Source organism: Pseudomonas sp. LBUM1660 (genome assembly GCF_059695935.1).
This window is the reverse complement of the sequence record NZ_CP166795.1, coordinates 1,811,487-1,835,989: the sequence shown is the minus strand read 5'-3', so window position 1 is coordinate 1,835,989 and position 24,503 is coordinate 1,811,487. Positions and strand designations below refer to the sequence as shown.

Genomic DNA, 24,503 nt, shown 5'->3' with positions numbered 1-24,503 from the left:
GCCGGCCGACAACCTGCCCAATACTCGTATTGGAATCAGGAGTGGCGATGCGCAAAGGTCCGTTGTGTCTGATGTTGGTGACGTTGTCGATGGTGGCCCCTGCCCACGGCGAAGAAAGCGCCGAAGGCGGCAGTTCGACGCCGCTGTCGCTGAGCGCCGGCAGCCAAATCACTGAGTTGCAGCAGCGCTTGAAGGCAAGTGAGCAGCAACGAGAAGAACTGAGCAAACAACTGCAAAATACCGACAGTGAACGTGAAAGCGCTCAGTTGGGCCGGTTGCGCCAGGAGAACCAGCGCCTCAAGCTGCAACTCAAGGAAGCCCAGGCCAGCAACCCGCTGCCACGTCTGCTGACTGATCAGCAGCAATGGTTTGTAATCGGTGGTGGAGTGGCGCTATTGGCCCTTCTCTGCGGTATCTTCGCCAGTGGCGCCACCAGAAAACGTCGGCAATGGCTAAATTGAGTGAGTAATGAGCGAGCTGTTATTAATTGATGATGACCAGGAGCTGTGCGAGCTCCTGAGCAGTTGGCTGAGCCAGGAAGGCTTTCAGGTCCGTGCCTGTCACGACGGCCAGAGTGCTCGCCGTGCGCTGGCCGAAACCTCCCCCGCCGCCGTGGTACTGGACGTGATGCTGCCGGACGGTAGCGGTCTGGAACTGCTCAAGCAATTGCGCAGCGACCATCCGGACCTGCCGGTGCTGATGCTGTCTGCGCGTGGCGAGCCACTGGATCGTATCCTCGGCCTGGAACTCGGCGCCGACGATTACCTGGCCAAGCCGTGCGACCCACGGGAACTGACAGCCCGTCTGCGCGCCGTACTGCGCCGCAGTCATCCAACGGCGGTGTCCAGCCAGCTCGAACTGGGCGACCTGTGCTTCAGCCCGGTGCGTGGTGTGGTCAGCATCGACGAACAGGAATTCACCCTCACCGTCTCCGAAAGCCGTCTGCTCGAAGCCTTGCTCAAGCAACCCGGCGAGCCGCTGGACAAACAGGAGCTGGCGCAAATCGCCCTAGGCCGCAAGCTGACCTTGTACGACCGCAGCCTGGACATGCACGTCAGCAACCTGCGCAAAAAAATCGGCCCGCATCCCGACGGCCGCCCGCGCATCGTTGCCCTGCGTAGTCGCGGTTACTACTACAGCCTGTAAGCACCAGGAAGAACTGGATAAGAACAACCTGTGGCGAGGACGCTTGCTCCCGTCGGGCTGCGAAGCGGCCCCAAACGAAGGCCTGCTGCGCAGTCCAGCGGGAGCAAGCTCCCTCGCCACAGGTCACTGCCGGCAAAGTTTGTAAGGACGCCACGAACTCGTCTTTACCCAAGCTTTACGCTCCGCTGACCGCCGCTGACCTTGATCTCCGTAATCTGAACTCATCCGGAACGTACCGGGAACGAGACAAGGAGATTCACCATGCGCAAGACTCTTATCGCTCTGATGTTCGCTGCCGCCCTGCCGACCGTTGCCATGGCCATGCCTGAAGGTGCCGGCTCGATGGGTGGCCCGATGGACGGCCCGCGCCACGGCGGTCAGATGCACGGCATGCACGGTAAAGGCCCGTACAGCCAGCTGGACCTGAGCCGCGAACAGCGTGAGCAGATCCGTAAAATCATGGGCGAGCAGATGCACGAGCGTAAGCAAGTGGTCGAGAAGTACCTGGAGAAACTCTCGCCGGCCGACCAGAAAGCCATGAAGGACGAAATGGCCGCCAACCACAAGAAAGGCGAAGCCGAGGTCCGTGGCCTGCTGAAACCGGATCAACAGAAGAAATTCGACGAGATCCAGAAGAAACAGGCTGAGCGCCGCGCCGAATGGGCCGAGTTCAAGGCGTGGAAAGCGCAACAACCGCAAAAAGCGCAATAATGCGCTGACCCAGGACCCGACGGCTAACCCCGTCGGGTCTGTCTCCACCCAGTTAAATGTGGGAGCGGGCTTGCTCGCGAAGGCGTCCTTTCAGTCACGTTGATGTTGAATGTACCGACGCTTTCGCGAGCAAGCCCGCTCCCACATGGGATTTGTGTTTGTCTGAGGATTTTCTGTGCGCTCATTGTTCTGGCGTATCCTGGCCAGCTTCTGGCTGGCCATCGCTCTGGTTGCTGGGCTTTCCATTCTGTTGGGGCACATGCTCAACCAGGACGCATGGATTCTCAGCCGCCACCCGGGCCTCAACACCCTGGCCGAACAGTGGACGCAAACCTACGAAGCCCAGGGTGAGGAAGCCGCTCAGGACATCCTGGAACAGCGCAAGCGCCAGTATCACATCGACGTTCAGGTGCTCAACGAGAGCGGCGACCCGGTGGTGCGCGGCACCTTCCCCCGGCGTGCGGCGGCTTTCGAAGCACGGCAGAACAACGACGATCGCCGCCTGCCGTGGCGACGTCTGACCGACGAATACACCAGCGCCAAAACCGGCGACACCTACCTGCTGATCTACCGCATCCCGCACCCGGAACTGGACGCCTGGCACCGCGAAAGCCTGCTCTGGCCGCTGAGCGCGCTGGGTATTGCGCTGGTGGTGCTGACCCTCTTCAGCCTGTTCGTGACCCTGTCCATCACCCGCCCGCTGAACCGCTTGCGCGGCGCGGTGCATGACCTTGGGCAAACCACCTATCAGCAGAACAGCCTGGTGAAACTGGCTAACCGGCGCGACGAATTTGGTGTATTGGCCAACGACTTCAACCGCATGGGTGCGCGCCTGCAAAGTCTGATCGGTAGCCAACGACAATTGCTGCGCGATGTGTCCCATGAACTGCGTTCACCGCTGGCGCGACTGCGCATTGCCCTGGCACTGGCCGAACGGGCCACACCCGAGGAACGGGAAAAACTCGCGCCACGCTTGACCCGTGAATGCGATCGACTGGAAGCCTTGATCAGCGAAATCCTGGTATTGGCGCGGGTCGATGCCGACAACGCCAGCGCTGAAGAAGTGGATCTGAATGCGTTGCTCAGTACGCTGCAAAAGGATGCGCAATTGGGTTCATCGGAGCAGACCGTTCACCTCGACGCCGAACCGCAGCTGAACCTCAAGGGCTGGCCGACGATGATCGAGCGCGCCGTCGACAACCTGCTGCGAAACGCTCAGCGCTTCAACCCCGTGGGGCAGTCGATTGAAATGCAGGCGGTGCGCCAGGGTGAGCGAATTGTGGTCAGCGTCAGGGACCATGGGCCCGGTGTCGATGCCGAGCATCTGACTCAGTTGGGTGAGCCATTCTATCGGGCGCCGGGGCAAACGGCGGCCGGGCATGGCTTGGGACTGGCCATTGCGCGACGTGCGGCGGAGCGACATGGCGGGAGTCTGGTACTGGCCAATCACCCGCAAGGCGGGTTCATTGCCAGCCTGGAATTACCGTTGGTGCCCGGAGCTGTCGTCCAGCCTTGAAAGCTTCGCGGGCAAGTCGGATCGCCGCCCGCTCGCTCCTACAGGTCCTATGCCGAACACAATATCGAGGCATGACACATAAACCTGAGCGAGGCTTGCCCGCGAAGCATTTGATTTCAGGGTTTAGAAGGCCAGGCGCTGACGAACTCGGCGAGGTCGACTTTCTCCGCCACCCGCGGCTCTTTCTGCGGCGTGCCCAGGTACAGGAAGGCAATCACCTCTTCCCCTTCTGCCAACCCCAATCCCTTGGCCACATGCGCCGAGTACGCCAGCTCACCGGTGCGCCACACCGCGCCAATGCCTTGCGCGTAAGCGGCCAGCAGAATCCCGTGAGCCGCACACCCTGCCGCCAGCAATTGCTCGGATTTCGGGTATTTGACGTGGTCCTGCAACCGTGCGATCACCACGACCACCAGCGGTGCGCGCAACGGACCGTTACGCGCCTTGTCCAGCGCCGCCTCGGACACTTCGCTGTCTTGCAGCTTCGCCGCTTCGGCCAGCAACTCGCCCATTTGTTCGCGCGCCGCACCTTCGACTGTCAGGAAGCGCCAAGGCTGCAAATGGCCGTGGTCCGGCGCACGCATCGCGGCAGAAAACAGCACTTCACGCTGCGCTGCGGTCGGTGCCGGTTCGAGCAGTCGTGGAACGGAAACACGGTTGAGCAAAGCGTCGAGAGCCTGCATCGGCCACCTCCTGAAAAATATGTGCAGCTATTCTAGCTTCAACTGCCGTGGCAGTGCCGGTTTACATGCCCTGCCCCGCAGGTAGAATGGCGGCCTTCCCTTCTTCAGCCCGAGCGGACTTCATGGCGTTGCCGACCTTACGGATTATTGGTTTCATCATCGGCATCTTCCTGATCACGCTGGCCATCGCCATGGTCGTGCCCATGGCGACCCTGGTGATTTTCGAGCGCACGAGCGATCTGCCGTCGTTCCTCTGGGCGAGCATGATTACCTTCGTCGCGGGTTTGGCTCTGGTCATCCCCGGTCGTCCCGAACACATACATCTGCGCCCGCGAGACATGTACTTGCTGACCGTCAGCAGCTGGGTGGTGGTGTGCATCTTCGCTGCGCTGCCATTTCTGCTGACCCAGCGCATCAGCTACACGGACTCGTTCTTCGAAAGCATGTCCGGCATTACCGCCACAGGGGCCACGGTGCTCACGGGCCTGGACAGCATGTCCCCCGGCATCCTGATGTGGCGCTCGTTGCTGCACTGGATCGGCGGCATCGGCTTTATCGGCATGGCGGTGGCGATTCTGCCGTTGCTGCGCATCGGCGGCATGCGGCTGTTCCAGACCGAGTCGTCGGATCGCTCCGAAAAGGTCATGCCGCGTTCGCACATGGTGGCGCGTTTGATCGTTGCGGCCTACGTCGGCATCACCATTATCGGCAGCCTGGCGTTCTGGTGGGCCGGGATGAGCCCGTTCGATGCGATCAACCACGCGATGTCGGCGATTTCCACCGGTGGTTTCTCAACGTCCGACCAGTCTTTGGCAAAGTGGCCTGAGCCTGCAGTGCATTGGGTCGCGATCGTCATCATGATTCTTGGTGCCCTGCCGTTCACCCTGTATGTAGCGACCTTGCGCGGTAACCGCAAAGCACTGATCAAGGACCAGCAGGTGCAAGGCTTGCTCGGCATGTTGCTGGTGACCTGGCTGGTGCTAGGCACCTGGTACTGGTGGACCACCCAGCTGCATTGGCTGGAGGCGCTGCGGCATGTGGCGCTGAACGTGACCTCGGTGGTGACGACCACCGGTTTTGCGCTGGGGGACTACAGCTTGTGGGGAAATTTCTCGCTGATGCTGTTCTTCTATCTGGGTTTTGTCGGTGGTTGCTCGGGTTCGACTGCCGGCGGGATCAAGATTTTCCGTTTCCAGGTCGCCTACATCCTGCTCAAGGCCAACCTTAACCAATTGATTCACCCGCGGGCGGTGATCAAACAGACGTACAACGGTCACCGCCTCGACGAAGAGATCGTGCGTTCGATCCTTACTTTTTCCTTCTTCTTCGCCATCACTATTTGCGTGATCGCCCTGCTGCTGTCGCTGCTCGGCGTGGAATGGATGACTGCCCTGACCGGCGCCGCCAGCACCGTGTCCGGCGTCGGTCCTGGCCTGGGCGAGACCATCGGCCCGGCGGGCAACTTCGCCACCCTGCCGGACGCCGCCAAATGGATTCTGTCGTTCGGCATGCTGCTGGGCCGACTGGAGATCATTACGGTGTTTGTTCTGTGTATTCCTGCGTTCTGGCGGCACTGACAACCGCCGGCGCTTGCGTCAGCCGCGCCCGATATTCACCGGGCGTGGCGTCGAACCAGCGTCGAAAGGCGCGGAAGAAGTTGCTCGGATCGGCGAACCCCAACAGGTAGGCAATTTCCAGCAAGGTCATGGTGGGCTGCGCCAGGTATTGCTCGGCCAGTTCACGTCGCGTGTCGTCGAGCAAGGTTTGAAAACTCGTGCCTTCCTCCTGCAAGCGGCGCTGCAAGGTGCGTTGTGACAGGTGCAGCGTCTGCGCCACCGTATCGCGCTTGGGTTCGCCCTGGGGCAGCAAACGGCACAGCACCTGCCGCGCCTTGTGGGTCACGCGGCTTTCGGAAAACCGCGCCAGGTATTCGCCGGCAAACCGGTCATGCAACAGCGCCATCGCCTCGTTGGCCGTCGGCAGCGGCGCTTCCATGTCGGCGCGTTCGAAGATCAAGGCGTCATAAGGAGCGTTGAACACCAACGGCGCATGGAACGCTTGTTTATAGGGTTCCAGATCGACAGGCTGATCGCCCTGTATCAGCACCTTGCGCGGTTGCAACGTGCGCCCGGTCAACCAGCCGCACAGCGCCAACGCACAGGCCAGCGAAGCTTCGGCGCTCTGTCGGGTCGGCGGCAAGTGATCGCCATGCACCGTTAGAATCAGCGCATAGCCTTCATCCAGCAGTCGGAAACTCAGGTCGGCACTTTCGGCAATGATCCGCTGATAACGCACCAGCCGCTGAAAGCCTTCGGCCAGGGTCTGGCTGGACATCAGCGCGTAGCCAGCCACATGGAAGGACGCCGGTCGCACCACCTTGCCCATGTTCAGGCCAATCGCCGGGTTGCCGGACAGCTCGACCGCGCGCTGCCACAGGCGTGTCATGGAATCTTGCGGGAAGCGTGCATCCGGATCATCCAGTGAGGCGTAGTCGAGCCCCAGCTGCTTGAACAGAGCCCGGCAATCCAGGCCGTCCATCTCCAGTGCTTTGACAATCCCCATCGCCCAGCTTGCAGAAGTCGTTCGTTCGCTCATGGCGTTTTCTTACTGTTTTGTGAGCCGTCTACACGCGGCAAATTTGCGAAGGATACTAAAGTGGCGCCTATTGTCACTGGCCGATGCCAATGATCACTCTAGACTTAAATAGGCTACCCGCAGAACAACTTGCAATCAGAACAACAACCACAGAGATCGCAGTCGTGGAAAACGTCAAACGTTTCAATACGTTCGCTGAGTTTTACCCGTATTACCTCAGCGAACACAGCAACAGCACCTGTCGGCGACTGCATTTTGTCGGCACCACCCTGGTCATCTTCATTCTGGCGCTGACCATCGGCAAAGGCGCCTGGTTGATGTTGCTGGCCTTGCCGCTGGCAGGTTACAGCTTCGCCTGGGCCGGGCATTTCTTCTTCGAGAAGAACCGTCCTGCCACGTTTCAACACCCCCTTTATAGCCTGCTCGGCGACTTTGTCATGTACCGCGACATGATTCTGGGGCGTGTGCCGTTCTAGGCTCCACTCGCCATCAAAACGTCCTGCGCAGTCAGTGCGATAGTGGATCCAAGTCCTACACTCAAGGCATCCCTGTCGCCAAGAACAAGAGGATAGCTGATGAACGCCAATGCACGATTCACCCACATGCAGGATGGCACGCAGGAAGACTGGGCGATCATCGCCGCCGACTTCAGTGCCTACGCCAGGCAATTGCCGTCACGGATTGTGGCGCACCTGAAATTGCTGGAGGGTGATTTTGGCGGCTTCCCGGTGGATCGCCTGACCCACTCCTTGCAAACCGCCAGCCGTGCCTGGCGCGATGGCAGGGATGAAGAATACGTGGTCTGCGCCCTGTTGCACGACATCGGCGACACGCTCGGTTCCTATAACCATCCGGACATCGCCGCGGCGATCCTCAAGCCGTTCGTCAGCGCCGAGAATCTGTGGATGGTGGAGAAACACGGGATATTCCAGGGGTATTACTTTTTCCATCACCTGGGAATGGATCGACACCTGCGCGAGCAATTCAGCGGGCATCCGCAGTATCAGGCGACTATCGAGTTTTGCGCCAAATATGACGCGGCGGCGTTTGATCCGGCATACGAGACGTTACCGCTGAGCTTCTTTGAGCCGATGATGGAGCGCTTGTTTGCGCAGCCGAAGAACTCGATCTACAAGGCGGCGATGGAAGAACACGCACCGGCCTGACAGGTCCAGGGTATCCGGCTTGGCCCCATCGCGGGCAAGCCTGCGATGGGCCAGCCAATACACCTGATCTTTTAAGCAGGCTCTGGGACCTTCACTGCCTTCAACTCCGCTTCCCGCGCTTGGGCATCCGCCAACCGGTACAACTCGATCGACCCGTCCCAATGCTCGATCAACGCCGTGCACGACTCCACCCAATCCCCGCAGTTGAGGTAATCCACCCCGCCGACTTTGCGAATCTCGGCATGGTGAATGTGCCCGCACACCACCCCGTGCAACTCGCGTTTGACGCACTCGTGGGCGATGGCTTCTTCAAAGTCGCTGATGAAACTGACCGCCGTTTTCACCTTGTGCTTGAGGTAGGCCGACAGCGACCAGTAGCCGTAGCCATAACGCGCGCGCCAGTGATTCAGCCAGCGGTTGAGGGTCAGGGTAAATTCGTAGGCCGAGTCACCGAGAAAAGCCAGCCAGCGGTGATACCGGGTAATCACGTCAAACTGGTCGCCGTGGATCACCAGCAGATGGCGGCCATCAGCGGTCACGTGCACCGCTTCGTCCACCAGTTGGATGTTGCCCAGAATCAGCTTCGAATAGCGTCGCAGAAACTCGTCGTGATTGCCGGTGACGTAGATCACCTCAGTGCCGCGCTTGCTCATGGTCAGCAGGCGGCGAATCACGTTGGTGTGCGCCTGAGGCCAGTACATGCCGCCGCGCAGTTTCCAGCCGTCGATGATGTCGCCGACCAGGTAGATCTTGTCAGCGTGGTAGCCCTTGAGAAACTGCGACAGGTGTTCGGCTTGGCAGTCCCGGGTGCCCAGATGCACGTCGGAAATCCACAAGGTCCGCACACGTTGCTTACGGCTGGGTTTGGCGAGCTCGGCGCTGGTCATGGGCAACACTCAGGACAAGTTTTGGCAAGCTTGCGCCGGTCGGGTTAATGGTCCATGACAGCTGCGAGTCAGTCCTGTGACAACGCCCGGCCGGTGTAGACTGGCCGCATCTTGACCGGGAGACCTGCGATGAGACCGATCCTCACGCTGCGCCAATACACCAAGGACCTGATCGTCCACAGCCACGACCACGCGCAATTGGTGTTCGGGTTGTCGGGTGCGCTGGACTTCGAGGTCGACGGGCTTGGCAGCCAGGTGGTTCAACAGAGTTTCGTGGTGGTGCCGTCGGGTTTCCATCACGCCTGCGGCAGCAGCAATGGCAGCCGTTGTCTTGTGCTGGATATACCGAGTGATCAATGGGTTTCGCAGTCCCTTGGCGATCACGCCGACGCCAGCCGCCGTTTGCTCGACAACGCCGGGCGCCTGCCGCTGGACGCAGGGCAAAGCCAATTGGTGAGTTGGCTGGCGGGCAGCCAGGTCAGTGACCCATTGATTGCCCAGCAGGGCGCGGTGCTGTTATTGGCCAGCCTCAACAACGCCAAGCCTGACATCGTGGGCGGTCGGCGTCTGCCGTATGCGGCGCTGAATGCGCATATCGATCAGTACGCGGCGTGTCCGCTGCAGGTCGCCGATCTGGCGCGCGTTGCCGGGCTGTCCAGCGCCCGGTTGCATGCGCGGTTTGTCGCTGAGTGCGGGCAGACACCGATGGATTACATCCGCAGTCGGCGGCTGCATAGTGCGGTGCGACTGCTGCGGGATTCACCGTTGCCCATCGGCGAGATTGCCAGTCGGGTCGGTTACAGTTCTCAGAGTGCCTTTGCCGCGGCGGTGTTGCGAGAGTTTGGGGCGACACCGGGCAAACTGCGGCGCGAGGCTGGCGACAAAAGTCGATAGTCTGCCGACAGACTGGCTGGGGGCTGATGCGGTCAAATGTAGCAGCTGGCGAAGCCTGCGTTCGGCTGCGAAGCAGTCGTCATCAGGACACATGCGATTTACCTCACGCACCGCGTTTACTGGTTTTACGACTGCTTCGCAGCCGAACGCAGGCTGCGCCAGCTGCTACAGGGGGGCGATGGTCGTCTGGCAGCCCGTTTTAAATACATTTATCAAGGATCGCAATGACTCCCCGTACCGCCCTTGGCGCCCTGCATATCGGCGCACTGATGTTCGGCCTGACCGGTGTATTCGGCAAACTCGCCGCCGCCTCGCCCGCCGTCATCGTGTTTGGCCGTGCGGCATTTGCCGTCCTCGCCCTGGCGGTGTTCGCGCGGTTCGCCAGCAACACGCGCTGGTACAAACTCGAAGCGCTGGACTGGCGCCGTCTGTTGCTCAGCGGTTTACTGCTGGCCGGGCATTGGGTGAGTTTCTTCATTGCGGTGAAAGTGGCCGGAGTGGCGATCGCGACCCTGGGTTTCGCCAGCTTCCCGGCGTTTACCGTGATCCTCGAAGGGCTGATATTCCGTGAGCGGATCCGCGCCAATGAAATCCTCTTGGTGGTGCTGGTGAGTGTCGGGTTGGTGCTGGTGACGCCTGATTTTGATCTGGCGAGTGGCGCCACCACGGGCCTGCTCTGGGCGGTCGGCTCAGGCTTGCTATTCGCCCTGCTGTCACTGACCAACCGCGCCAGCTCCGGCAGAATCCCGCCGGTGCAGGCCGCGCTGTGTCAGAACGTGGTTGTCGCGCTGTGCCTGCTGCCGGTGGCGGCGCCGCAGTTGAGCGACGTCCGCGCCATCGACTGGCTGTGGATCGGTTTGCTCGGGGTGTTCTGCACCGGCGTCGCGCACAGCTTGTTCGTCGCCAGCCTGGCGGTGATCAAGGCGCGCACCGCCGCCGTGGTGTTCGCCCTGGAGCCGGTGTACGGGATCACTGTGGCGTGGCTGTTGTTCGATGAAAACCCGACGCTGCGCATGCTGCTCGGCGGCGCCTTGATCATCGTCGCGATTGTGGTCTCCAGCAGACTGTCCGGTTCAAGCAAAAAGACCGTGGCAGCCGAAGCCGCGTCTCACTGAGTGCGGTCGTTGTGGCCGAGGTCGCGGTCCGGGTCGATCTGATCGCGAACCCGCTGCTTGAGCACCTTGGCCTCCGGAAAACCGCCGTCGGCCTTGCGCTCCCAGATCTGCACATCGTCACAGAAAATATGAAAAACCCCACCGGTGCCGGGCACCAGCGACACTTTGCCCAGGTCGTCGCCAAAGGTGCTGAGCAGTTCCTGGGCCAGCCAGGCCGCACGCAACAACCATTGGCATTGCGTGCAATAGGTGATGACGATTTCCGGTTTATGCGCGGTCATGATGGGCAATACTCCTGAGCCAGAGGGCGCCGCTATAGTAGTGGCTCAGCGGATTCCCGCCAACAGGCTCCGGGCAGTCTGCTTGAGCGGCTCATCGCCCTCCTTCAGCAGCTCGTTGAGCAGTTCGATGGCACTGTCCAGGTCGCCATCATCGATACAGGTCTGGGCTTGTTCCAGTTTACCGGCACTGATCGGCGTGGCTGGCTCCAGACTGAGCGGTTCAAGTTCCAGTGACTGGCCGGGATCGCTGAAGGTATCGAGAAAGTCGTCATCCAGGGCCTGTGCATCGGGTTCGGCGACCCATTCGAGTTCAGGTTTGTCCAGCGGCGAATCCTCGGGCATCTCGAACACATCGGGCAACACGTGCAGGTTCGAAGTGAACGCTGGCTCTACAGCCTTTGTCGGTGCGTCTGAAGATTTAGCGCTTTCGAAGGGGCTGACCAAATCCCAATTCGCATCCATCGACAGATCATCCAGGTTCAGCTGAAATTCGTCGTCAGGCGCGCCTTCGGCTTTCATCGGCGGGTTGATTGTCGCCGCCGCAGGCACCGGCACTGCAATACTCAGTTTCGGATAACAGACACGGATGTCCTGCAGTTTTTGTGGGTCGACCCCTGCGTCGCGCAAACTGTTTTCCTGTGTCTCATAGGCGGCAGCGTCACCTTGTTTGCCGAGGACTTCCAGCAACTGCAAGGCAAGATCGGTACGCTGTGGCTCCTTGACTAATGCCTCTTGCAACAAACCGGCCGCTTCGGCAAAACGGCCATACGCCAGGTAGATCCCCACGCCTTCCAGCACATCGCCTGACGGCGTCTCTTCATGATGGGCCTGGGCAGGTTTGAGCACAGAACCGTGTGCCTGCGGTTCCGCAGTTCGATCAAGTGCAGGCTCATGTCGCGACGGCAGAACCGGGAAATCCGGAGCCAACGCCTGAACCTGCTGGCGTTGACGTCGAACAAACAGCCCCAGCAACACCAGAGCGATCAGCGCCAGCAAGCCGATAATCAGCGGCCAATGGCTAGCCTCGGGTTCTTCAACGACGACAGGGGCAGGTGCCACCGCTACCGGCGTCACCGGCGGCGCCTGGTTGACCTCCGACAGCCGGGTTTGCAGCTCGCTCACCTGTTTCTTCTGGCCAGCGATCTGTTCATTTTGAGCCTGAAGCGCTGCATTCAACTCATCGATGGTTTTTTGCAACTGCTGGTTTTGCAACACGCTGGCGGCCAGTTGTTCGGCAGCGGGATCGGTCGCAGGCGCGGCAGGTTGAACGACGGCCGGCGCCGGTGCGGACTTCTTCGCCGCCGGTGCCGGCGCAGTGGCCGGTTTGACGCTCGGGAATGGAGAGTTCTGTGGGCTGACGGCAGGTTCGTCTTCTGCCGGCACGATCCCCGGTGAGCCCGGCGGGTCGATCAGCACCGTGTACTCGCGCAGCAAGCGCCCATTGGGCTGATTGAGCTGCACCAGGAAATTCAGGAAAGGTTCATTGACCGGTTTGTTGGACGTCACCCGGATCAAGCTGCGATTGCCCCGCAGGATCGGTGTGAACTTCAGATCATTGAGGAAGAACACCCGATCGACGCCGGCGCGGGTGAATTCATCCGCCGTCGCCAGGCTGACCGAGAGTTCGTCCTCCTCCAGCCCACCGACATCCATCAAAACGATGTCAGCACTCAACGGCTGATTCAACGCGGAATGAAGGGTAATGTCGCCCAATCCCAGCGCAGGGGCCAATGCCGAGTAAGTGACAGCACCACCGACCAGAAGCAGCCTGGCGCAACACCGCAATACAACGTGCCAACTCTCGAGCATGAGCATCCCTTAGATAACCAGAACCAACCTGTACGCGTTCGCACATCCGGTACGAACACGATATTGCCTAGTAGTTCTTTATAGTCTGCCCAACGGGGTATCTCAAAAAGCTGACGCGCGGTTATGCCTCAAGATTTTTCCAGGTTGGCCAGAATGTGCCCGTGAACACGCATGCAGACCTTTAAGTCAGCCTCATCGACGCCGTCGAACAGTTCGTGGCGCAGTTGATTGGCAATGGTTTCAATTTGTTCGATCAGAGGACGGGCCGGGGCACAGAGGACGATTTTTTTCGCCCGGCGGTCTTCCAGCACGGATTGGCGCTGGACCAGGCCCTGGGTTTCCAGGCTGTCGAGCAACCGGGCCAGGGTCGGCCCTTCGACGCCGACGCTTTGCGCCAGTTCACGCTGGGTCGGTGCTTCTTCAAAGCGCGCCAGGTGCAGCAGCACCAGCCAGCGCGCCTGGGACAGACCCAGGCCAGCCAGACGGCGATCCAGTTCGGCACGCCAACCGCGCGACATCTGGGCCAGTTGCATGCCAAAACGGTGTTGATCAGTTAACGGCATAAAAAACTCATGATTAGACTGAAAATAGAGAAAAACTAATTATTAGTCAGCTAAGCATGACCGTTGGCTTGAGGCAAGGTCTGGTCTGTAGTGAATCGTTACATCACTGTAACAGGTCATTTAAACCTCGAATTCGGATTGCAGCGCCGCCCGAACGCAGTACAAGACACCTTCCGGCACTCTCCCGGCGAACAGCGCGGCAATCTCCGACACCGGCGGCAATTCGCCCTCGCCATCGAGGAAGGCATCCTGCACCTCGCCCATCAACTCTTCGGGCAGGTCCAGTGCTTGCTCCAGCGACAACTGCTGCTTGCCAATCGCTTCAGCGAGCATCGTGTAGACATTCTTTTCCGAGCATTGCAGCTGACCGGCGATCTGCAGCGGCGTCATGCCGGCGCGAGCGAGGGTGATCAACTCGTGGCGCACGTCGGCAACGACTTTCGGCGCCTCGACCTGACCTCCCAGCACTTCGAGGAAGGCCTCGCCGTAGCGTTCGAGCTTGCGCGCGCCGACGCCGCTGACCGTGGCCATTTCCGCCAGCGAGGTTGGCTGGCTGCGGAGCATTTCCAACAGTGTCGAGTCGGGGAAGATGACATACGGCGGCACGCCGTGTTCCTCGGCGAGCTTGCGACGCAAGGCGCGCAAGGCTTCCCACTGTTCGCGTTCTTCGCCGCGAACCAGCTGACTCGCCTGGCTCTTGCTGCTTTTGGCGGTGGTTTGCGGCTTGAGGTCGCGGCGCAGTTCCAGGGTCACTTCGCCCTTGAGCAGCGGTCGGCACGTGTCGCTCAGGCGCAGGCCGCCGTAGCCTTCGAGGTCAATGTCTGCCAGGCCACGGGCCACCAGCTGGCGGAACAGGGAGCGCCATTCACTCTCGCCCATGGCCTTGCCAACGCCATACACCGACAGGTGTTGATGGCCGAAGCTGCGGATCTTTTCGTTGTCCTTGCCCAGCAGCACGTCCACCAGATGCCCGACGCCATAACGCTGGCCGGTGCGGTAGATTGCCGAGAGCGCCTGCCGGGCCGGCTCAGTGGCGTCCCAGGTCTGCACGCCATCGACGCAGTTGTCGCAATGGCCGCACGGCTCGGGCATGTCTTCGTCGAAGTAGGCCAGCAAGGTTTGCCGACGGCAGCGGGTTTCTTCGCAGAGCGAAAGCATTGCGTCGAGCTTGTGCTGCTCCAGACGCTTGTGGCGCTCGTCGCCTTCGGAGTTTTGCAGCATCTGCTTGAGCATCACCACGTCTTGCAGGCCGTAAGCCATCCAGGCATCCGCTGGCAGGCCATCACGACCGCCGCGACCGGTTTCCTGGTAGTACGCCTCAAGGGATTTCGGCAAATCGAGGTGCGCGACAAAGCGCACGTTGGGCTTGTCGATGCCCATGCCGAACGCCACGGTGGCAACCATGATCAGGCCTTCTTCGTTGAGGAAGCGCTTCTGGTGATGGGACCGGGTGTCGTTGGGCAAACCGGCGTGGTACGGCAGCGCCGGGAAGCCTTGCTCGCTGAGAAACACCGCGACTTCGTCGACTTTCTTGCGCGACAGGCAATAGACAATGCCGGCATCACTGCGGCGCTCGGCAAGGAACGCCAGCAACTGCTTGCGCGGCTGCTCCTTGGGTACGATGCGGTAGAAAATGTTCGGACGGTCGAAGCTCGAGAGAAAGCGTTCGGCGTTCTGCAGATGCAAACGGTCGACGATTTCTTCACGGGTGCGCTTGTCGGCCGTGGCCGTCAGGGCAATACGCGGGACGTTGGGGAACAACTCCGCCAACTGACCCAGTTGCAGGTATTCGCGACGGAAGTCATGGCCCCATTGGGACACGCAGTGCGCTTCGTCGATGGCGAACAAGGCGATTTCAAGGCTTTGCAGGAAAGCCAGCATGCGTGGCTGGACCAGACGCTCGGGCGCCAGATACAGCATCTTCACTTCGCCGCGCTTGATCCGCGCCGCCAGATCACGCTGCTGCTCGGCGCTCAGCGTGGAGTTCAATGCAGCGGCGGCGACACCGAGTTCTTCGAGGGTCGCGACCTGATCGTCCATCAGTGCGATCAACGGCGATACCACCACCGCCAGGCCTTCACGCAGCAGCGCCGGCACCTGGAAGCACAAGGATTTGCCGCCACCGGTAGGCATCAGCACCAGGGCGTCGCCGCCACTGGCCACGCGCTCAATGATTGCACCCTGGCGGCCACGGAAACTGTCGTAGCCGAAGATGTCCTTGAGGACGCGTTGAGCCTGTTCGAGCATAAAAACTCCAAAAATCACAAAAACATCCCTGCAAGGCTGGTTCAGAACCACGCAGGCTGCACCGACAAATCGTAAGTGCGCATTGCATGACGCTTCACATCTCAGCCGCGACGCCAGCAGGGCATCACAAAACGCGCGAGTATACCCGAGGCCTCCCTTGCAAAGGGCACCGCTGAGAAGACACATAAGGACAAACACCGCACAACCTGTGGGAGCGAGCCTGCTCGCGATGGCGGCGTGTCAGGCGATAAATGTATTGGATGTACCGGCCTCATCGCGAGCAGGCCGCTCCCACAGGGATTGCGGTGTTTGTGAGGTCCCGGCAGCGCAAATATCCCGCGCGGCTGGCCTGAGCGCTCAAGAAGGCCTAGAATTCCCGCATCTGTTAATTCCCCCAAGGTAGCCCTTTAATGTCCTTCGCTGAGCAACTAACCCGTTTGCAAGTCTTCCTCGACGCCGACGAACTGCATGACGAGGCGCTGGACTACGTGGCCGCCCACGGCTACCTCACTGCGCTTTCGATCTGTTCCGAAGTCGTTCCGGATCGTGAATGGATCGACGCCCTCTTCGCCGAAGAGCCGCATTACGCCGACGATACCGAGCGTGAAGCGATCGAATCCACCCTGCTGGCCCTCAAGGCTCACATCGCGCGCCAACTGGCTTCCGATGAAGAGTTCGAGCTGCCATGCGACCTGGACCTGGGCGAAGAGCCGGACGATTCCGACCTGCGCGGCTGGTGCATCGGTTTCATGGAAGGCGTGTTCCTGCGCGAAGCGGCCTGGTTCGAAACCGCCGAAGACGAAGTCAGCGAAATGCTGCTGCCAATCATGGTCGGTTCGGGTCTGTTCGACGAACAGCCTGAGTTCGAAGACATCGCCAAAGACGCCAACCTGATGGACGACATGATCGTGCAGATCCCGGAAGCCCTGACCGCGCTGTACCTGCTGTGCCAGGCGCCCGACGAAAAACCGGCGATCCTCAAGCCACGTCACCACTAAGGTTTTGCCTATGGACAACCCCATAGGCAACCGCTCCCTGATGTTGCGTTACGTGCTGCTGGCCATCGGCTGGCTGAGCGTAGCGCTGGGGGTGATCGGGATTTTCCTGCCGGTGTTGCCCACCACGCCCTTTCTGCTGTTGGCGGCCGCCTGCTTTGCCCGCAGTTCGCCACGGTTTTACCAGTGGCTGGTGGGGCATCCACGGCTTGGCCCGTGGATTCGCGACTACCTCGACGGCAACGGCATCCCGCTCAAGGGCAAGGTCTACGCCATCGGCCTGATGTGGGTGAGCATCCTGTTCTCCTGCTACCTGGTGCCCCTGCCGTGGGCGCGGGGGATCATGCTGACCAGCGCGGTGCTGGTGACGATCTACCTCCTCAAACAGAAAACCCTGCAAAAACCCTGAGCTTCTGTGGCGAGGAAGCTTGCTCCCACTGGGTTGCGAAGCAGCCCCAAAACCTCCCCCCCATTTCTCCTGACAAACCTCATTGATTGGTATGGCGACTGCTTCGCAGCCGAACGGGAGCAAGCTCCCTCGCCACAGGGTCCATCTGCCGACCCGACAATTAGTCCTGTCTTTTAAAGAACTCCGCCTAGACTTCAGTCATCTGCACCCGAGCAGCCAGACATGTCCCGTCGCCGGCGTAGTCCAGGAAGGTCAACGCTCCGATTTCGGCTCGGCGGATGGCTGCTGTTGGCCAGTTTTCTGCTGACCGGGCTCGGCAGTGTCTGGGCCGACTGGAACTTTACGCAGATCCTGCAAATCGCCGAAAAGCGCTATGGCCCGCTCGGCCCCGCCCAAGGAAGAATCGAGGCCTGGAGTCAAATGCTCAAAAGCGAACTCAACCAACCCGAGCGCGAGCAACTGAACGCGGTCAATCGCTTCTTCAATCAACAGCTGAATTTTCAGGACGACACGCGCATCTGGCGCCAGACCGATTACTGGGCCACGCCAGAAGAATCGCTGATCAAAGGCGCCGCCGACTGCGAAGACTACGCCCTGGCGAAATATTTCAGCCTGCGCCAACTCGGGATTCCCAGCGAGAAACTGCGCATTACCTACGTCAAGGCACTCTCCCAAAACCAGGCGCACATGGTGCTGACCTTCTACAGCAGCCCCACCGCTGAGCCGCTGGTGCTCGACAACCTGATCGGCGAAATCCGCCCCGCCTCCCAACGCAAAGACCTGCTGCCGGTGTACGCCTTCAACGCCGAGGGCCTTTATTTGCCGGGGACGAATGGCGGAAAACGCAGCAGCGACTCAAAAAAGCTGTCGCGCTGGCAAGACGTGTTGAAAAAAATGCAAGCCGAAGGGTTCGCCGTGGGCGAAGGTTAGCCGCCGTCGCAAGGAGCGTTTTATGTCGCTGCGCAAACAGTTGTTTCTCGCCATTTGCCTGTTCTTGCTGGTGGCTTTCAGTGGCAGTTTTTTTGTCAGCCTGGAAAGCTCCCGTGAACAGATGCTCGGCCAGTTGCGTTCCCACGCCCAGGACGCCGCCACCGCCTTGGGTTTGTCACTGACCGCGCAGATCGACGACCCGGCGATGACCGAATTGATGGTCAGCTCGATTTTCGACAGCGGCTATTTCCGCAGCATCCGCGTCATCAATATCGTTGATGGACAAGTGCTGGTGGAGCGCAGCGCATCGGTGCAGATCGAAGGCGTGCCCGGCTGGTTTGTGAGTCTGGTCAACCTGCGCCCGGAAGGTGGCGACGCGCTGGTCATGCGCGGCTGGGAACAGGTGGCGCGGGTCGAAGTGTTGAGCAATCCGCAGTTCGCCCTGGCCAAACTCTGGGACAGCACACTTGGCAGCCTTATCTGGCTGTTGATCTGCGGGCTGCTCAGCGCCGTATTCGGTGGATGGTTGTTACGCCGGCAATTGCGCCCGCTCGACAAAATGGTCAGGCAAGCCGAAGCCATCAGCAAACGCGAGTTCCTCAGCCTGCCAAAACTGCCACGCACCCCTGAACTGCGGCGCGTGGTGCTGGCAATGAATCAGATGGTCGAAAAGCTCAAAGCGCTGTTCTCCGAAGAGGCCACGCGCAGCGAAAAACTGCGGGCCGAATCCTATCAGGACAGCCTCACGGGCCTGGCCAATCGACGCTTGCTGGACGAACAACTGGCCGACCATTTGTTGGTCTCCGAGCAAAGCAGCGACGGCCATTTGCTGATGCTGCGAATCAACGACCTGATCGGCCTCAACCAACGCCTGGGCGGCCAGCGCACCGATGGGCTGATCAGCGCCGTCGGCGAATTGCTCAAACGACTCACGCAACTGCCGGAACGGCGTACCTGGCTGGCGGCGCGCAATCGTGGTGGTGAATTCAGCCTGCTGACACCGGGCCTGGACAGCACCGAAGCGGCCCGCCTCGCTTCGGAAATCAGCGCCACCCTGGAAAATCTGCGCCTGACCGGCGCCAGCGATTGCATGCCCGTGGCGCACTTGGGCGTGGTCGCCTATCAGCCCGGCGAACCGGCCGGCGACGTCCTGCTGCGCCTCGATCAAGCGCTGGCCCAGGCCCAGCAACATCCTGAGCGACCGTGGGTGCATCTGGCCCGTTCCGATACCGCGACGAACCACTCGCAACACGACTGGCGCACCTGGATCGACGACGCGCTGACTGAGGGCAAAATGCAGCTGTATTTCCAACCCGTCGTGCAATGCGCCGACACCAGCCAGGTGCTGCACCACAAAGTCCTCGCGCGCCTGCTCGACCCACAAGGCGAGGCCATCGCCGCCGGGCATTTCCTGCCGTGGATCGAGCGTCTCGGCTGGTCGGCACGGTTCGACCTGGCGATGCTCGAAGCCACCCTCGACTACCTCATCGTCAACCGCTGGCCCCTGGCGTTGAGCCTGTCCGGCAGCACCTTGCGCGACCCGGTACAACTGCGACAAATCATCGACATGCTCGAATCGCTGCCTGATCTGGCCCCCCTGCTGACACTGGAAATCGACGAACGCCAACTGCCGCCCCCCGATGAATTACAACGCCTGAGCCATAGCCTGCTCGACACCGGATACCGCATCGGTTTACAGCACTTCGGCGGCAGCTTCAGCCAGATCGGCAACCTGACGCAGTTGGGATTGGCATATCTGAAAATCGATGGGGCGTACATCCGGCACATTGATGAGCAGAGTGACAAGCGGCTGTTTATTGATGCGATTTACCGGGCAACCAACAGTATTGATTTGCCGTTGATTGCGGAGATGGTCGAGACGAAAGGCGAGCTGGAGGTGATTCGGGAGTTGGGGTTATTTGGGGTGATGGGACGGTTGATCGGGCCGCCGGAGCCAATGTGAGGGATTGACCGTTCGTCTTAAAATCATCGCTACCTGTCAGATCTGACAGTAGGCAAACTACCACGCCAACTATCTAATCCATCCATATCGGTGCCGCACATTCGGGAAGCCGGCGCCTCTACGGAAGGTACGCATTCATGAATACCCCAGTGACAAACTCTGCCCCCGCACATAATGGACAGATCGTGGTATTTCCACCCGATCGCGGGCTCGGCGTACTGGCTGTCGTCCCGCCCTACCCTGTTGGTTTCAAACCGCAGAGCGATGGAGCTTTGGGGATCAATATCAACATGGTGCATGGCGACCGCGACGGCTTGCTGGTTTACATCCTCGCCTATCTGAACATGGCCATTGGCGACAACATCAGGGTTTACATCGAAACAAAAAACGCTCCCGTCGCTGAATTTTCGGTCACCGAAGCGCATTTCGATGCTCCCCCCGGTGTCAGGATAGTTGTCGCCTCTCCGATTTTTCCTTAAAAAGCATATCGGGGGCGGAAAGAGACTGGTCGTGCCGTACTATTCACCTGAACGCAGAGCCGCATTACTCAAGATGCTGCTTCCCCCGCAGAACCTGTCGATGGCCGAGGTTTCCCGGCGCGAAGGGGTCAGCGAAATGTCTTTGTCCAACTGGCGCAAGCAGCTCAGTTCTGAAGGAAGTGCAGTGTCCGAAAACAAGTCGTTGGCCGAAAACTGGTCAGCCGAAACCAAGTTTGCTGTCGTGCTCGAAGCCGCCGGTTTATCCGAGATCGACCTGGGTGAATACTGCCGCCGCAAAGGCCTTTACCCTGAGCAAATTACGGCCTGGCGGCAGGCCTGCATCAACGGTCAGAAGGCAGATAAAGCCCAGCAAAAAGAAGATCGCGAGCAAGCTCGCAAAGACAAGAAACGCATCCAGGAACTTGAGCGCGAACTGCGCCGCAAAGACAAGGCGCTCGCTGAAACAGCCGCGTTGTTGGTGCTGCGAAAAAAGCTCAACGACTACTGGGGGACGAACGACAACGAGGACAACTAACGTCTTTGCCAGAGCGCCAGTTGCTCGTTGCCTGGCTGGGTAGCGCGGTCGCGGCAGGCGCCAGAAAAATCAGGGCCTGCCGGGAAGTCGGTCTATCGCTGCGAACCTTGCAGCGGTGGACTGAAACAGACGTTATCCCGGCAGATGCCCGAACGACTGTCACACGGCCAACACCGCGAAATGCACTGAGCGAAGTCGAGCGTCAGACCATCGTGACGCTGTGTAACAGCCCGGAGTACGTCCACTTGCCGCCGAGCCAGATCGTGCCACGACTGGCCGATCAAGCGTGTTATCTGGCGTCGGAGTCGACGTTTTATCGCGTTCTACGTGCGGCAGGCCAACAGCAACATCGAGGCCGCAGCCAGCGACCCAGAAGGCACGCAGCACCGACGACGCATGCGGCCAAAGCGCCCAATCAGGTGTGGTCATGGGACATCACGTATCTGCCCTCGCCGATACGCGGCAAGTATTACTACCTCTATCTGATCGAGGATATTTACAGCCGCAAGGCCGTGGGCTGGGAGGTCTACGACGCAGAAAGCGGGGAGAAAGCCGCCGCACTGCTGCAACGCAGCGTGATCGCAGAGCAGTGTTTGCACGAACCGCTGGTGCTGCACTCGGACAACGGCGCGCCGATGAAGTCGGTGACGCTGCTGAGCAAGATGTACGAACTGGGCATCACGCCCTCGCGGGGCCGGCCGCGTGTGAGCAACGACAATCCCTACTCGGAGTCGCTGTTTAGAACGCTGAAATACTGCCCGCAATGGCCGCAGGATGGCTTTGTCAGTTTGGACGCTTCACGCGCTTGGGTGAGGGACTTTATGCGCTGGTACAACAACGAGCACCGGCATAGTCGTATCCGGTTCGTCACACCGGCTGAGCGGCATCGGGGGCTGGATCATCAGGTCTTGGCCCGGCGACATGAGCTGTACGAACGAGCCAAGGAGAAAAAACCGGAACGATGGTCAGGCCAGACGCGTAACTGGGAGCCGATCGGCACCGTGCTGCTGAACCCGGATCGAGAGCAACAGATCGAGAAAATAGCGGCATAGTTAGACGGTTGACGCGACAACTACCTTGAAAAACGCCGGCTCAAGGGAAAGCGAAAGACATTCCGTTCTATATTTCGGCCCAAAAGATGGAAGCCAGGTTTCTGCCGCTGAAACCAGAGAACAAAGACTTCTGGCTCGAGGTTGAGCGCGTGAGCGGCAACGGCACTGAACAAGCGCCGCCCGTTCCGCTGTTTTACAAATACCCGGCACCGGGCGAAGCGGACACCGACGGCGGCAAGCCATTTAACCAGGGCCTCAAATTGCCTGTCGCCTCGGAAAGCGTCGTCGATCAGACAGTGATCGATGACGGCATGTTCGTGACCGTGCTGGAATATTTCAATCAGTCCATCGGCGACGTGGTGGTGCTTGCCTTCGGGTCTTTGCTTCTGGAGAGCACTGTCACCGCATTGGGGGATGTAGTCTTTGAACTGACCCCGGAAATGCTCGCCACCCTGGCGCCCACCAACAGCCTGGTGGTGCGCTGGGAAGCGTTCGACGTGGTGGAGAACGCCAGCGGCTGGTCAGATGCGCTCATCCTCACGTTCAAACCCGGCATGGTGTTACTGGCCGCACCGATTTTTGAGAAGGCTGATCCCGACAATGTGGTGAATCACAATGGGCTCGCAGGCGCAGTCATGGTGATCCTGGTCACCGGTGTCTTTGCGATCAACGATCTGATCAAGCTGACCCTGGACGGGCTCACCAAAGGGGGCGACCCGGTCACCCACACTTTCAGCGTGACGCTGACCGCTGCGAGCAGATCCCTGGACTTTCCGGTGTTAAACGAGTGGGTACGCAACCTGATTGGCGGTTCGGCGCGGGCCACCTATACATTGACCAAGGCAGGCAAGACCCAGCGTTCGAAACCCGCCGATGCCACGTTCACTGGCACGTCCCAGCCATTGGGGCTACCGACTGTTGCACCTCTGGTAGACAACAAGCTGCCGGTCGACACCGCCACGGCCACGGTGCAGGTCGCCGAATACTGGCCTTTGAAAAAAGGCGCGATCGTCAAACTTTACTGGCAAACCACCGATCAGGACGGGATTACGGCGCTGTTCATTTTCCAACTGATCGTCACCGACCCGGCACAGCCGGTCATCTTCCAGGTGCCTGCCAAATACATCGCCCCCTACGCCAGCACTCCTTTGACGGTGCAATGCACGGTGACCAACCCGGGTGAGGTCGAGGTGTTTTCGCAGTTGCTGCAGTTGATGTTTGGCGATGCGGCGAAAATTGTACTGGAGCCACCGGTTCTGCTACCGCCGGCCACTAACCCCCTCGACCTGCTGAATCACGCCCAGGGCGTAAACGTTCGCGTCGCATTCACGGGGGCGTTATCCGGAGATCAGGCGCAACTGAAACTGCTCAATCGCTTGCCAGATTCACCGGCGTTTGCGGTTCAACCGCTCGATCAGAACCGTCAGACCGTCTTTTCCCTCAATGCGGTGTTTCTCGGCGCATGGCTCGGTAAAGTACCGCAATTGTCGTGGGTGCTGATTCGGGGAGGGCGAGAGATTGCCGAGTCGGACGCGCTGATGTTGAGGGTGAATCCGATAGTAGATGGGGATCCGCGGCTTCCAATGCCGGTCATCGCGAATCGCACAGGACTGGATCTGGATGTTACAAAACTGGTGGCTGGCGATACATCAAGTATTGCGCAATGGTTGCTTCAATTGGCGGGACAATTTGTGTGGCTACGGTATGAAGGGTTTGATAGCAACGGTACGCCAGTTTTTTACGATGACCTCAATGGCGTGCCGCATTACGAAACGCATGGCCTGACCCGACCGATCCCATTGAAGTGGTTGCAGACTCTCCGGAACGGAAGTGCTCTGACGATTACGTTCAAGGTTAATTTTGGCAAAGTGGCTGACCTGAACAGGGTGAGTTTTCCAATACGGCGCTATACGGTCAAAGTGGCGCCAGCTCTTCCGGAGCTTATTGTGGATACCTCGCGTTTGCTCTTGCTAGGGGAGAATTTCTCTTTTAAACATACTTTTGCCACTGAAGGTTATTATTCGGGTGTCGATGCCCTCGGCACGGCTGCAAACCGGGCAGCATCGGGGGGCGTTCCTCCCTATACCTATGAGTCAGAAAACGAAAAGATAGCGACAATAGATCGTCACGGAGTGGTTCGTAGCGAAAGCAATGGCACCACTAGAATCTGGGTGCGCGATGCTGCTCGTCAGCAAAAATCTTTTGAGGTTCAAACGGCTAACGTCATCCATGTCGAATACACGCCAAGATCAACTTTAGCGAATGGAAAAGCGCACGTTCGTAGCGTTGGCGGCACGATGATTGCCAATAGCTTGACAGATCGCCGAGTACAAATCGCGTCTAGACGGTCAAGTAGATTCGCTGTGAATCTCGGCATCATCGCTCCAGAAAACTCCAAAACTCAAATTTCAATTGTTCGAAATACGGGTGGACCCGTTCAGTTCAGTCGATCATCGCTCTATGCGGACGCCCCCGGTGTCAGGATAGTTGTCGCCTCTCCGATTTTTCCTTAAAAAGCATATCGGGG

The 24,503-nt window shown here is 59.8% G+C and carries 23 protein-coding genes; 16 read left to right on the top strand and 7 right to left on the bottom strand.

Going from position 1 to position 24,503, the window contains the following annotated elements; all coding sequences use genetic code 11:
* Positions 1 to 47 precede the first annotated feature (47 nt).
* From ACA068_RS08610 to ACA068_RS08595, 4 genes are all read left to right on the top strand, one after another.
* The gene (locus ACA068_RS08610) at positions 48 to 461 is read left to right on the top strand and encodes an SH3 domain-containing protein (protein ID WP_497309128.1); all 414 of its coding nucleotides are present in this window, start codon (positions 48 to 50) and stop codon (positions 459 to 461) included.
* A 7-nt stretch (positions 462 to 468) separates the two neighbouring features.
* Positions 469 to 1,146 carry a response regulator transcription factor gene (locus ACA068_RS08605; protein ID WP_008010984.1) on the top strand — a complete coding sequence of 226 codons (678 nt, stop codon included), beginning with the start codon at positions 469 to 471 and terminating at the stop codon, positions 1,144 to 1,146.
* A 261-nt stretch (positions 1,147 to 1,407) separates the two neighbouring features.
* Positions 1,408 to 1,857: an LTXXQ domain protein gene (locus ACA068_RS08600; protein WP_497309127.1), complete on the top strand. Its 450-nt coding sequence runs from the start codon at positions 1,408 to 1,410 to the stop codon at positions 1,855 to 1,857.
* A 175-nt stretch (positions 1,858 to 2,032) separates the two neighbouring features.
* Positions 2,033 to 3,373, top strand: a complete 1,341-nt coding sequence (locus tag ACA068_RS08595; RefSeq protein WP_497309125.1) for a sensor histidine kinase — start codon at positions 2,033 to 2,035, stop codon at positions 3,371 to 3,373.
* Between the two features lie 116 nt (positions 3,374 to 3,489).
* Here ACA068_RS08595 and ACA068_RS08590 read toward each other — a convergent pair whose 3' ends face one another.
* Positions 3,490 to 4,056 carry an NAD(P)H nitroreductase gene (locus tag ACA068_RS08590; RefSeq protein WP_461957750.1) on the bottom strand — a complete coding sequence of 189 codons (567 nt, stop codon included), beginning with the start codon at positions 4,054 to 4,056 and terminating at the stop codon, positions 3,490 to 3,492.
* A gap of 122 nt (positions 4,057 to 4,178) precedes the next feature.
* Here ACA068_RS08590 and ACA068_RS08585 point away from each other — a divergent pair, with 122 nt between their 5' ends.
* Entirely contained in the window at positions 4,179 to 5,633 is a 1,455-nt protein-coding gene (locus tag ACA068_RS08585) for a TrkH family potassium uptake protein (RefSeq protein ID WP_497309123.1), read from the top strand.
* On the opposite strand, the gene ACA068_RS08580 is transcribed toward ACA068_RS08585, so the two are convergent.
* The gene (locus ACA068_RS08580) at positions 5,590 to 6,651 is read right to left on the bottom strand and encodes an AraC family transcriptional regulator (RefSeq protein ID WP_497309122.1); all 1,062 of its coding nucleotides are present in this window, start codon (positions 6,649 to 6,651) and stop codon (positions 5,590 to 5,592) included. The two genes, ACA068_RS08585 and ACA068_RS08580, sit on opposite strands and share 44 nt — an antisense overlap.
* Positions 6,652 to 6,815: 164 nt before the next feature.
* Here ACA068_RS08580 and ACA068_RS08575 point away from each other — a divergent pair, with 164 nt between their 5' ends.
* Both ACA068_RS08575 and ACA068_RS08570 read left to right on the top strand, forming a co-directional pair.
* Entirely contained in the window at positions 6,816 to 7,127 is a 312-nt protein-coding gene (locus tag ACA068_RS08575) for an Mpo1-like protein (protein WP_497309120.1), read from the top strand.
* A gap of 99 nt (positions 7,128 to 7,226) precedes the next feature.
* Positions 7,227 to 7,817: an HD domain-containing protein gene (locus ACA068_RS08570; protein ID WP_497309118.1), complete on the top strand. Its 591-nt coding sequence runs from the start codon at positions 7,227 to 7,229 to the stop codon at positions 7,815 to 7,817.
* Positions 7,818 to 7,888: 71 nt separating this feature from the next.
* Here ACA068_RS08570 and ACA068_RS08565 read toward each other — a convergent pair whose 3' ends face one another.
* Entirely contained in the window at positions 7,889 to 8,704 is an 816-nt protein-coding gene (locus ACA068_RS08565) for a UDP-2,3-diacylglucosamine diphosphatase (protein ID WP_497309116.1), read from the bottom strand.
* 129 nt (positions 8,705 to 8,833) lie between these two features.
* Here ACA068_RS08565 and ACA068_RS08560 point away from each other — a divergent pair, with 129 nt between their 5' ends.
* Together ACA068_RS08560 and ACA068_RS08555 are read left to right on the top strand one after the other, a co-directional pair.
* On the top strand, positions 8,834 to 9,598 hold the full coding sequence (locus ACA068_RS08560) for a helix-turn-helix transcriptional regulator (protein WP_497309115.1): 765 nt from the start codon (positions 8,834 to 8,836) through the stop codon (positions 9,596 to 9,598).
* 224 nt (positions 9,599 to 9,822) lie between these two features.
* Positions 9,823 to 10,713 (top strand): DMT family transporter, encoded by an 891-nt coding sequence (locus ACA068_RS08555; protein ID WP_497309114.1) that lies wholly within the window; start codon positions 9,823 to 9,825, stop codon positions 10,711 to 10,713.
* Here the strand turns inward: ACA068_RS08555 and ACA068_RS08550 are convergent.
* The 4 genes from ACA068_RS08550 to recQ form a co-directional block, all read right to left on the bottom strand.
* On the bottom strand, positions 10,707 to 10,994 hold the full coding sequence (locus ACA068_RS08550) for an Rdx family protein (protein ID WP_084320512.1): 288 nt from the start codon (positions 10,992 to 10,994) through the stop codon (positions 10,707 to 10,709). The genes ACA068_RS08555 and ACA068_RS08550 overlap by 7 nt on opposite strands.
* Before the next feature lie 45 nt (positions 10,995 to 11,039).
* Positions 11,040 to 12,803: a motility hub landmark protein FimV gene (locus ACA068_RS08545; RefSeq protein WP_497309112.1), complete on the bottom strand. Its 1,764-nt coding sequence runs from the start codon at positions 12,801 to 12,803 to the stop codon at positions 11,040 to 11,042.
* 128 nt (positions 12,804 to 12,931) lie between these two features.
* A complete protein-coding gene (locus ACA068_RS08540; RefSeq protein WP_497309110.1) occupies positions 12,932 to 13,366 on the bottom strand; it encodes a MarR family transcriptional regulator in 435 nt (144 codons plus the stop codon).
* A 120-nt stretch (positions 13,367 to 13,486) separates the two neighbouring features.
* Positions 13,487 to 15,613 carry a DNA helicase RecQ gene (gene recQ, locus ACA068_RS08535; protein ID WP_497309109.1) on the bottom strand — a complete coding sequence of 709 codons (2,127 nt, stop codon included), beginning with the start codon at positions 15,611 to 15,613 and terminating at the stop codon, positions 13,487 to 13,489.
* Between the two features lie 410 nt (positions 15,614 to 16,023).
* Between recQ and ACA068_RS08530 the strand changes: the two genes are divergently transcribed.
* The 7 genes from ACA068_RS08530 to ACA068_RS08500 all read left to right on the top strand — a co-directional run bounded on the left by ACA068_RS08530 (position 16,024) and on the right by ACA068_RS08500 (position 24,489).
* Positions 16,024 to 16,611, top strand: coding sequence for a UPF0149 family protein (locus ACA068_RS08530; RefSeq protein WP_497309107.1), 588 nt, complete (start codon positions 16,024 to 16,026; stop codon positions 16,609 to 16,611).
* Positions 16,612 to 16,621: 10 nt separating this feature from the next.
* Positions 16,622 to 17,017 carry a YbaN family protein gene (locus tag ACA068_RS08525; RefSeq protein WP_497309105.1) on the top strand — a complete coding sequence of 132 codons (396 nt, stop codon included), beginning with the start codon at positions 16,622 to 16,624 and terminating at the stop codon, positions 17,015 to 17,017.
* A gap of 222 nt (positions 17,018 to 17,239) precedes the next feature.
* Positions 17,240 to 17,947: a cysteine protease LapG gene (gene lapG / locus ACA068_RS08520; RefSeq protein ID WP_497309103.1), complete on the top strand. Its 708-nt coding sequence runs from the start codon at positions 17,240 to 17,242 to the stop codon at positions 17,945 to 17,947.
* Between the two features lie 22 nt (positions 17,948 to 17,969).
* Positions 17,970 to 19,910, top strand: a complete 1,941-nt coding sequence (gene lapD, locus ACA068_RS08515) for a cyclic di-GMP receptor LapD (RefSeq protein ID WP_497309101.1) — start codon at positions 17,970 to 17,972, stop codon at positions 19,908 to 19,910.
* Between the two features lie 137 nt (positions 19,911 to 20,047).
* Entirely contained in the window at positions 20,048 to 20,389 is a 342-nt protein-coding gene (locus ACA068_RS08510) for a hypothetical protein (RefSeq protein WP_497309099.1), read from the top strand.
* A gap of 31 nt (positions 20,390 to 20,420) precedes the next feature.
* Positions 20,421 to 21,976, top strand: a protein-coding gene (locus tag ACA068_RS08505; RefSeq protein WP_497303394.1) for an IS3 family transposase whose coding sequence is annotated in 2 segments (ribosomal slippage) — positions 20,421 to 20,885 and positions 20,888 to 21,976 — 1,554 coding nt in all. Because the reading frame shifts where the segments join, the coding sequence is not laid out codon by codon here.
* Between the two features lie 86 nt (positions 21,977 to 22,062).
* On the top strand, positions 22,063 to 24,489 hold the full coding sequence (locus tag ACA068_RS08500) for an immunoglobulin-like domain-containing protein (protein WP_497309097.1): 2,427 nt from the start codon (positions 22,063 to 22,065) through the stop codon (positions 24,487 to 24,489).
* Positions 24,490 to 24,503: the final 14 nt, after the last annotated feature.

Coding starts and splice junctions, on each gene's coding strand:
- ACA068_RS08500 (WP_497309097.1), top strand. CDS start 22,063: ATGGAAGCCAGGTTTCTGCCGCTGAAACCAGAGAACAAAGACTTCTGG.
- ACA068_RS08550 (WP_084320512.1), bottom strand. CDS start 10,994: ATGACCGCGCATAAACCGGAAATCGTCATCACCTATTGCACGCAATGC.
- ACA068_RS08585 (WP_497309123.1), top strand. CDS start 4,179: ATGGCGTTGCCGACCTTACGGATTATTGGTTTCATCATCGGCATCTTC.
- ACA068_RS08605 (WP_008010984.1), top strand. CDS start 469: ATGAGCGAGCTGTTATTAATTGATGATGACCAGGAGCTGTGCGAGCTC.
- ACA068_RS08590 (WP_461957750.1), bottom strand. CDS start 4,056: ATGCAGGCTCTCGACGCTTTGCTCAACCGTGTTTCCGTTCCACGACTG.
- ACA068_RS08560 (WP_497309115.1), top strand. CDS start 8,834: ATGAGACCGATCCTCACGCTGCGCCAATACACCAAGGACCTGATCGTC.
- ACA068_RS08610 (WP_497309128.1), top strand. CDS start 48: ATGCGCAAAGGTCCGTTGTGTCTGATGTTGGTGACGTTGTCGATGGTG.
- ACA068_RS08565 (WP_497309116.1), bottom strand. CDS start 8,704: ATGACCAGCGCCGAGCTCGCCAAACCCAGCCGTAAGCAACGTGTGCGG.
- ACA068_RS08570 (WP_497309118.1), top strand. CDS start 7,227: ATGAACGCCAATGCACGATTCACCCACATGCAGGATGGCACGCAGGAA.
- ACA068_RS08545 (WP_497309112.1), bottom strand. CDS start 12,803: ATGCTCGAGAGTTGGCACGTTGTATTGCGGTGTTGCGCCAGGCTGCTT.
- lapG (WP_497309103.1), top strand. CDS start 17,240: ATGTCCCGTCGCCGGCGTAGTCCAGGAAGGTCAACGCTCCGATTTCGG.
- ACA068_RS08555 (WP_497309114.1), top strand. CDS start 9,823: ATGACTCCCCGTACCGCCCTTGGCGCCCTGCATATCGGCGCACTGATG.
- ACA068_RS08525 (WP_497309105.1), top strand. CDS start 16,622: ATGGACAACCCCATAGGCAACCGCTCCCTGATGTTGCGTTACGTGCTG.
- ACA068_RS08600 (WP_497309127.1), top strand. CDS start 1,408: ATGCGCAAGACTCTTATCGCTCTGATGTTCGCTGCCGCCCTGCCGACC.
- ACA068_RS08580 (WP_497309122.1), bottom strand. CDS start 6,651: ATGAGCGAACGAACGACTTCTGCAAGCTGGGCGATGGGGATTGTCAAA.
- ACA068_RS08540 (WP_497309110.1), bottom strand. CDS start 13,366: ATGCCGTTAACTGATCAACACCGTTTTGGCATGCAACTGGCCCAGATG.
- recQ (WP_497309109.1), bottom strand. CDS start 15,613: ATGCTCGAACAGGCTCAACGCGTCCTCAAGGACATCTTCGGCTACGAC.
- lapD (WP_497309101.1), top strand. CDS start 17,970: ATGTCGCTGCGCAAACAGTTGTTTCTCGCCATTTGCCTGTTCTTGCTG.
- ACA068_RS08510 (WP_497309099.1), top strand. CDS start 20,048: ATGAATACCCCAGTGACAAACTCTGCCCCCGCACATAATGGACAGATC.
- ACA068_RS08530 (WP_497309107.1), top strand. CDS start 16,024: ATGTCCTTCGCTGAGCAACTAACCCGTTTGCAAGTCTTCCTCGACGCC.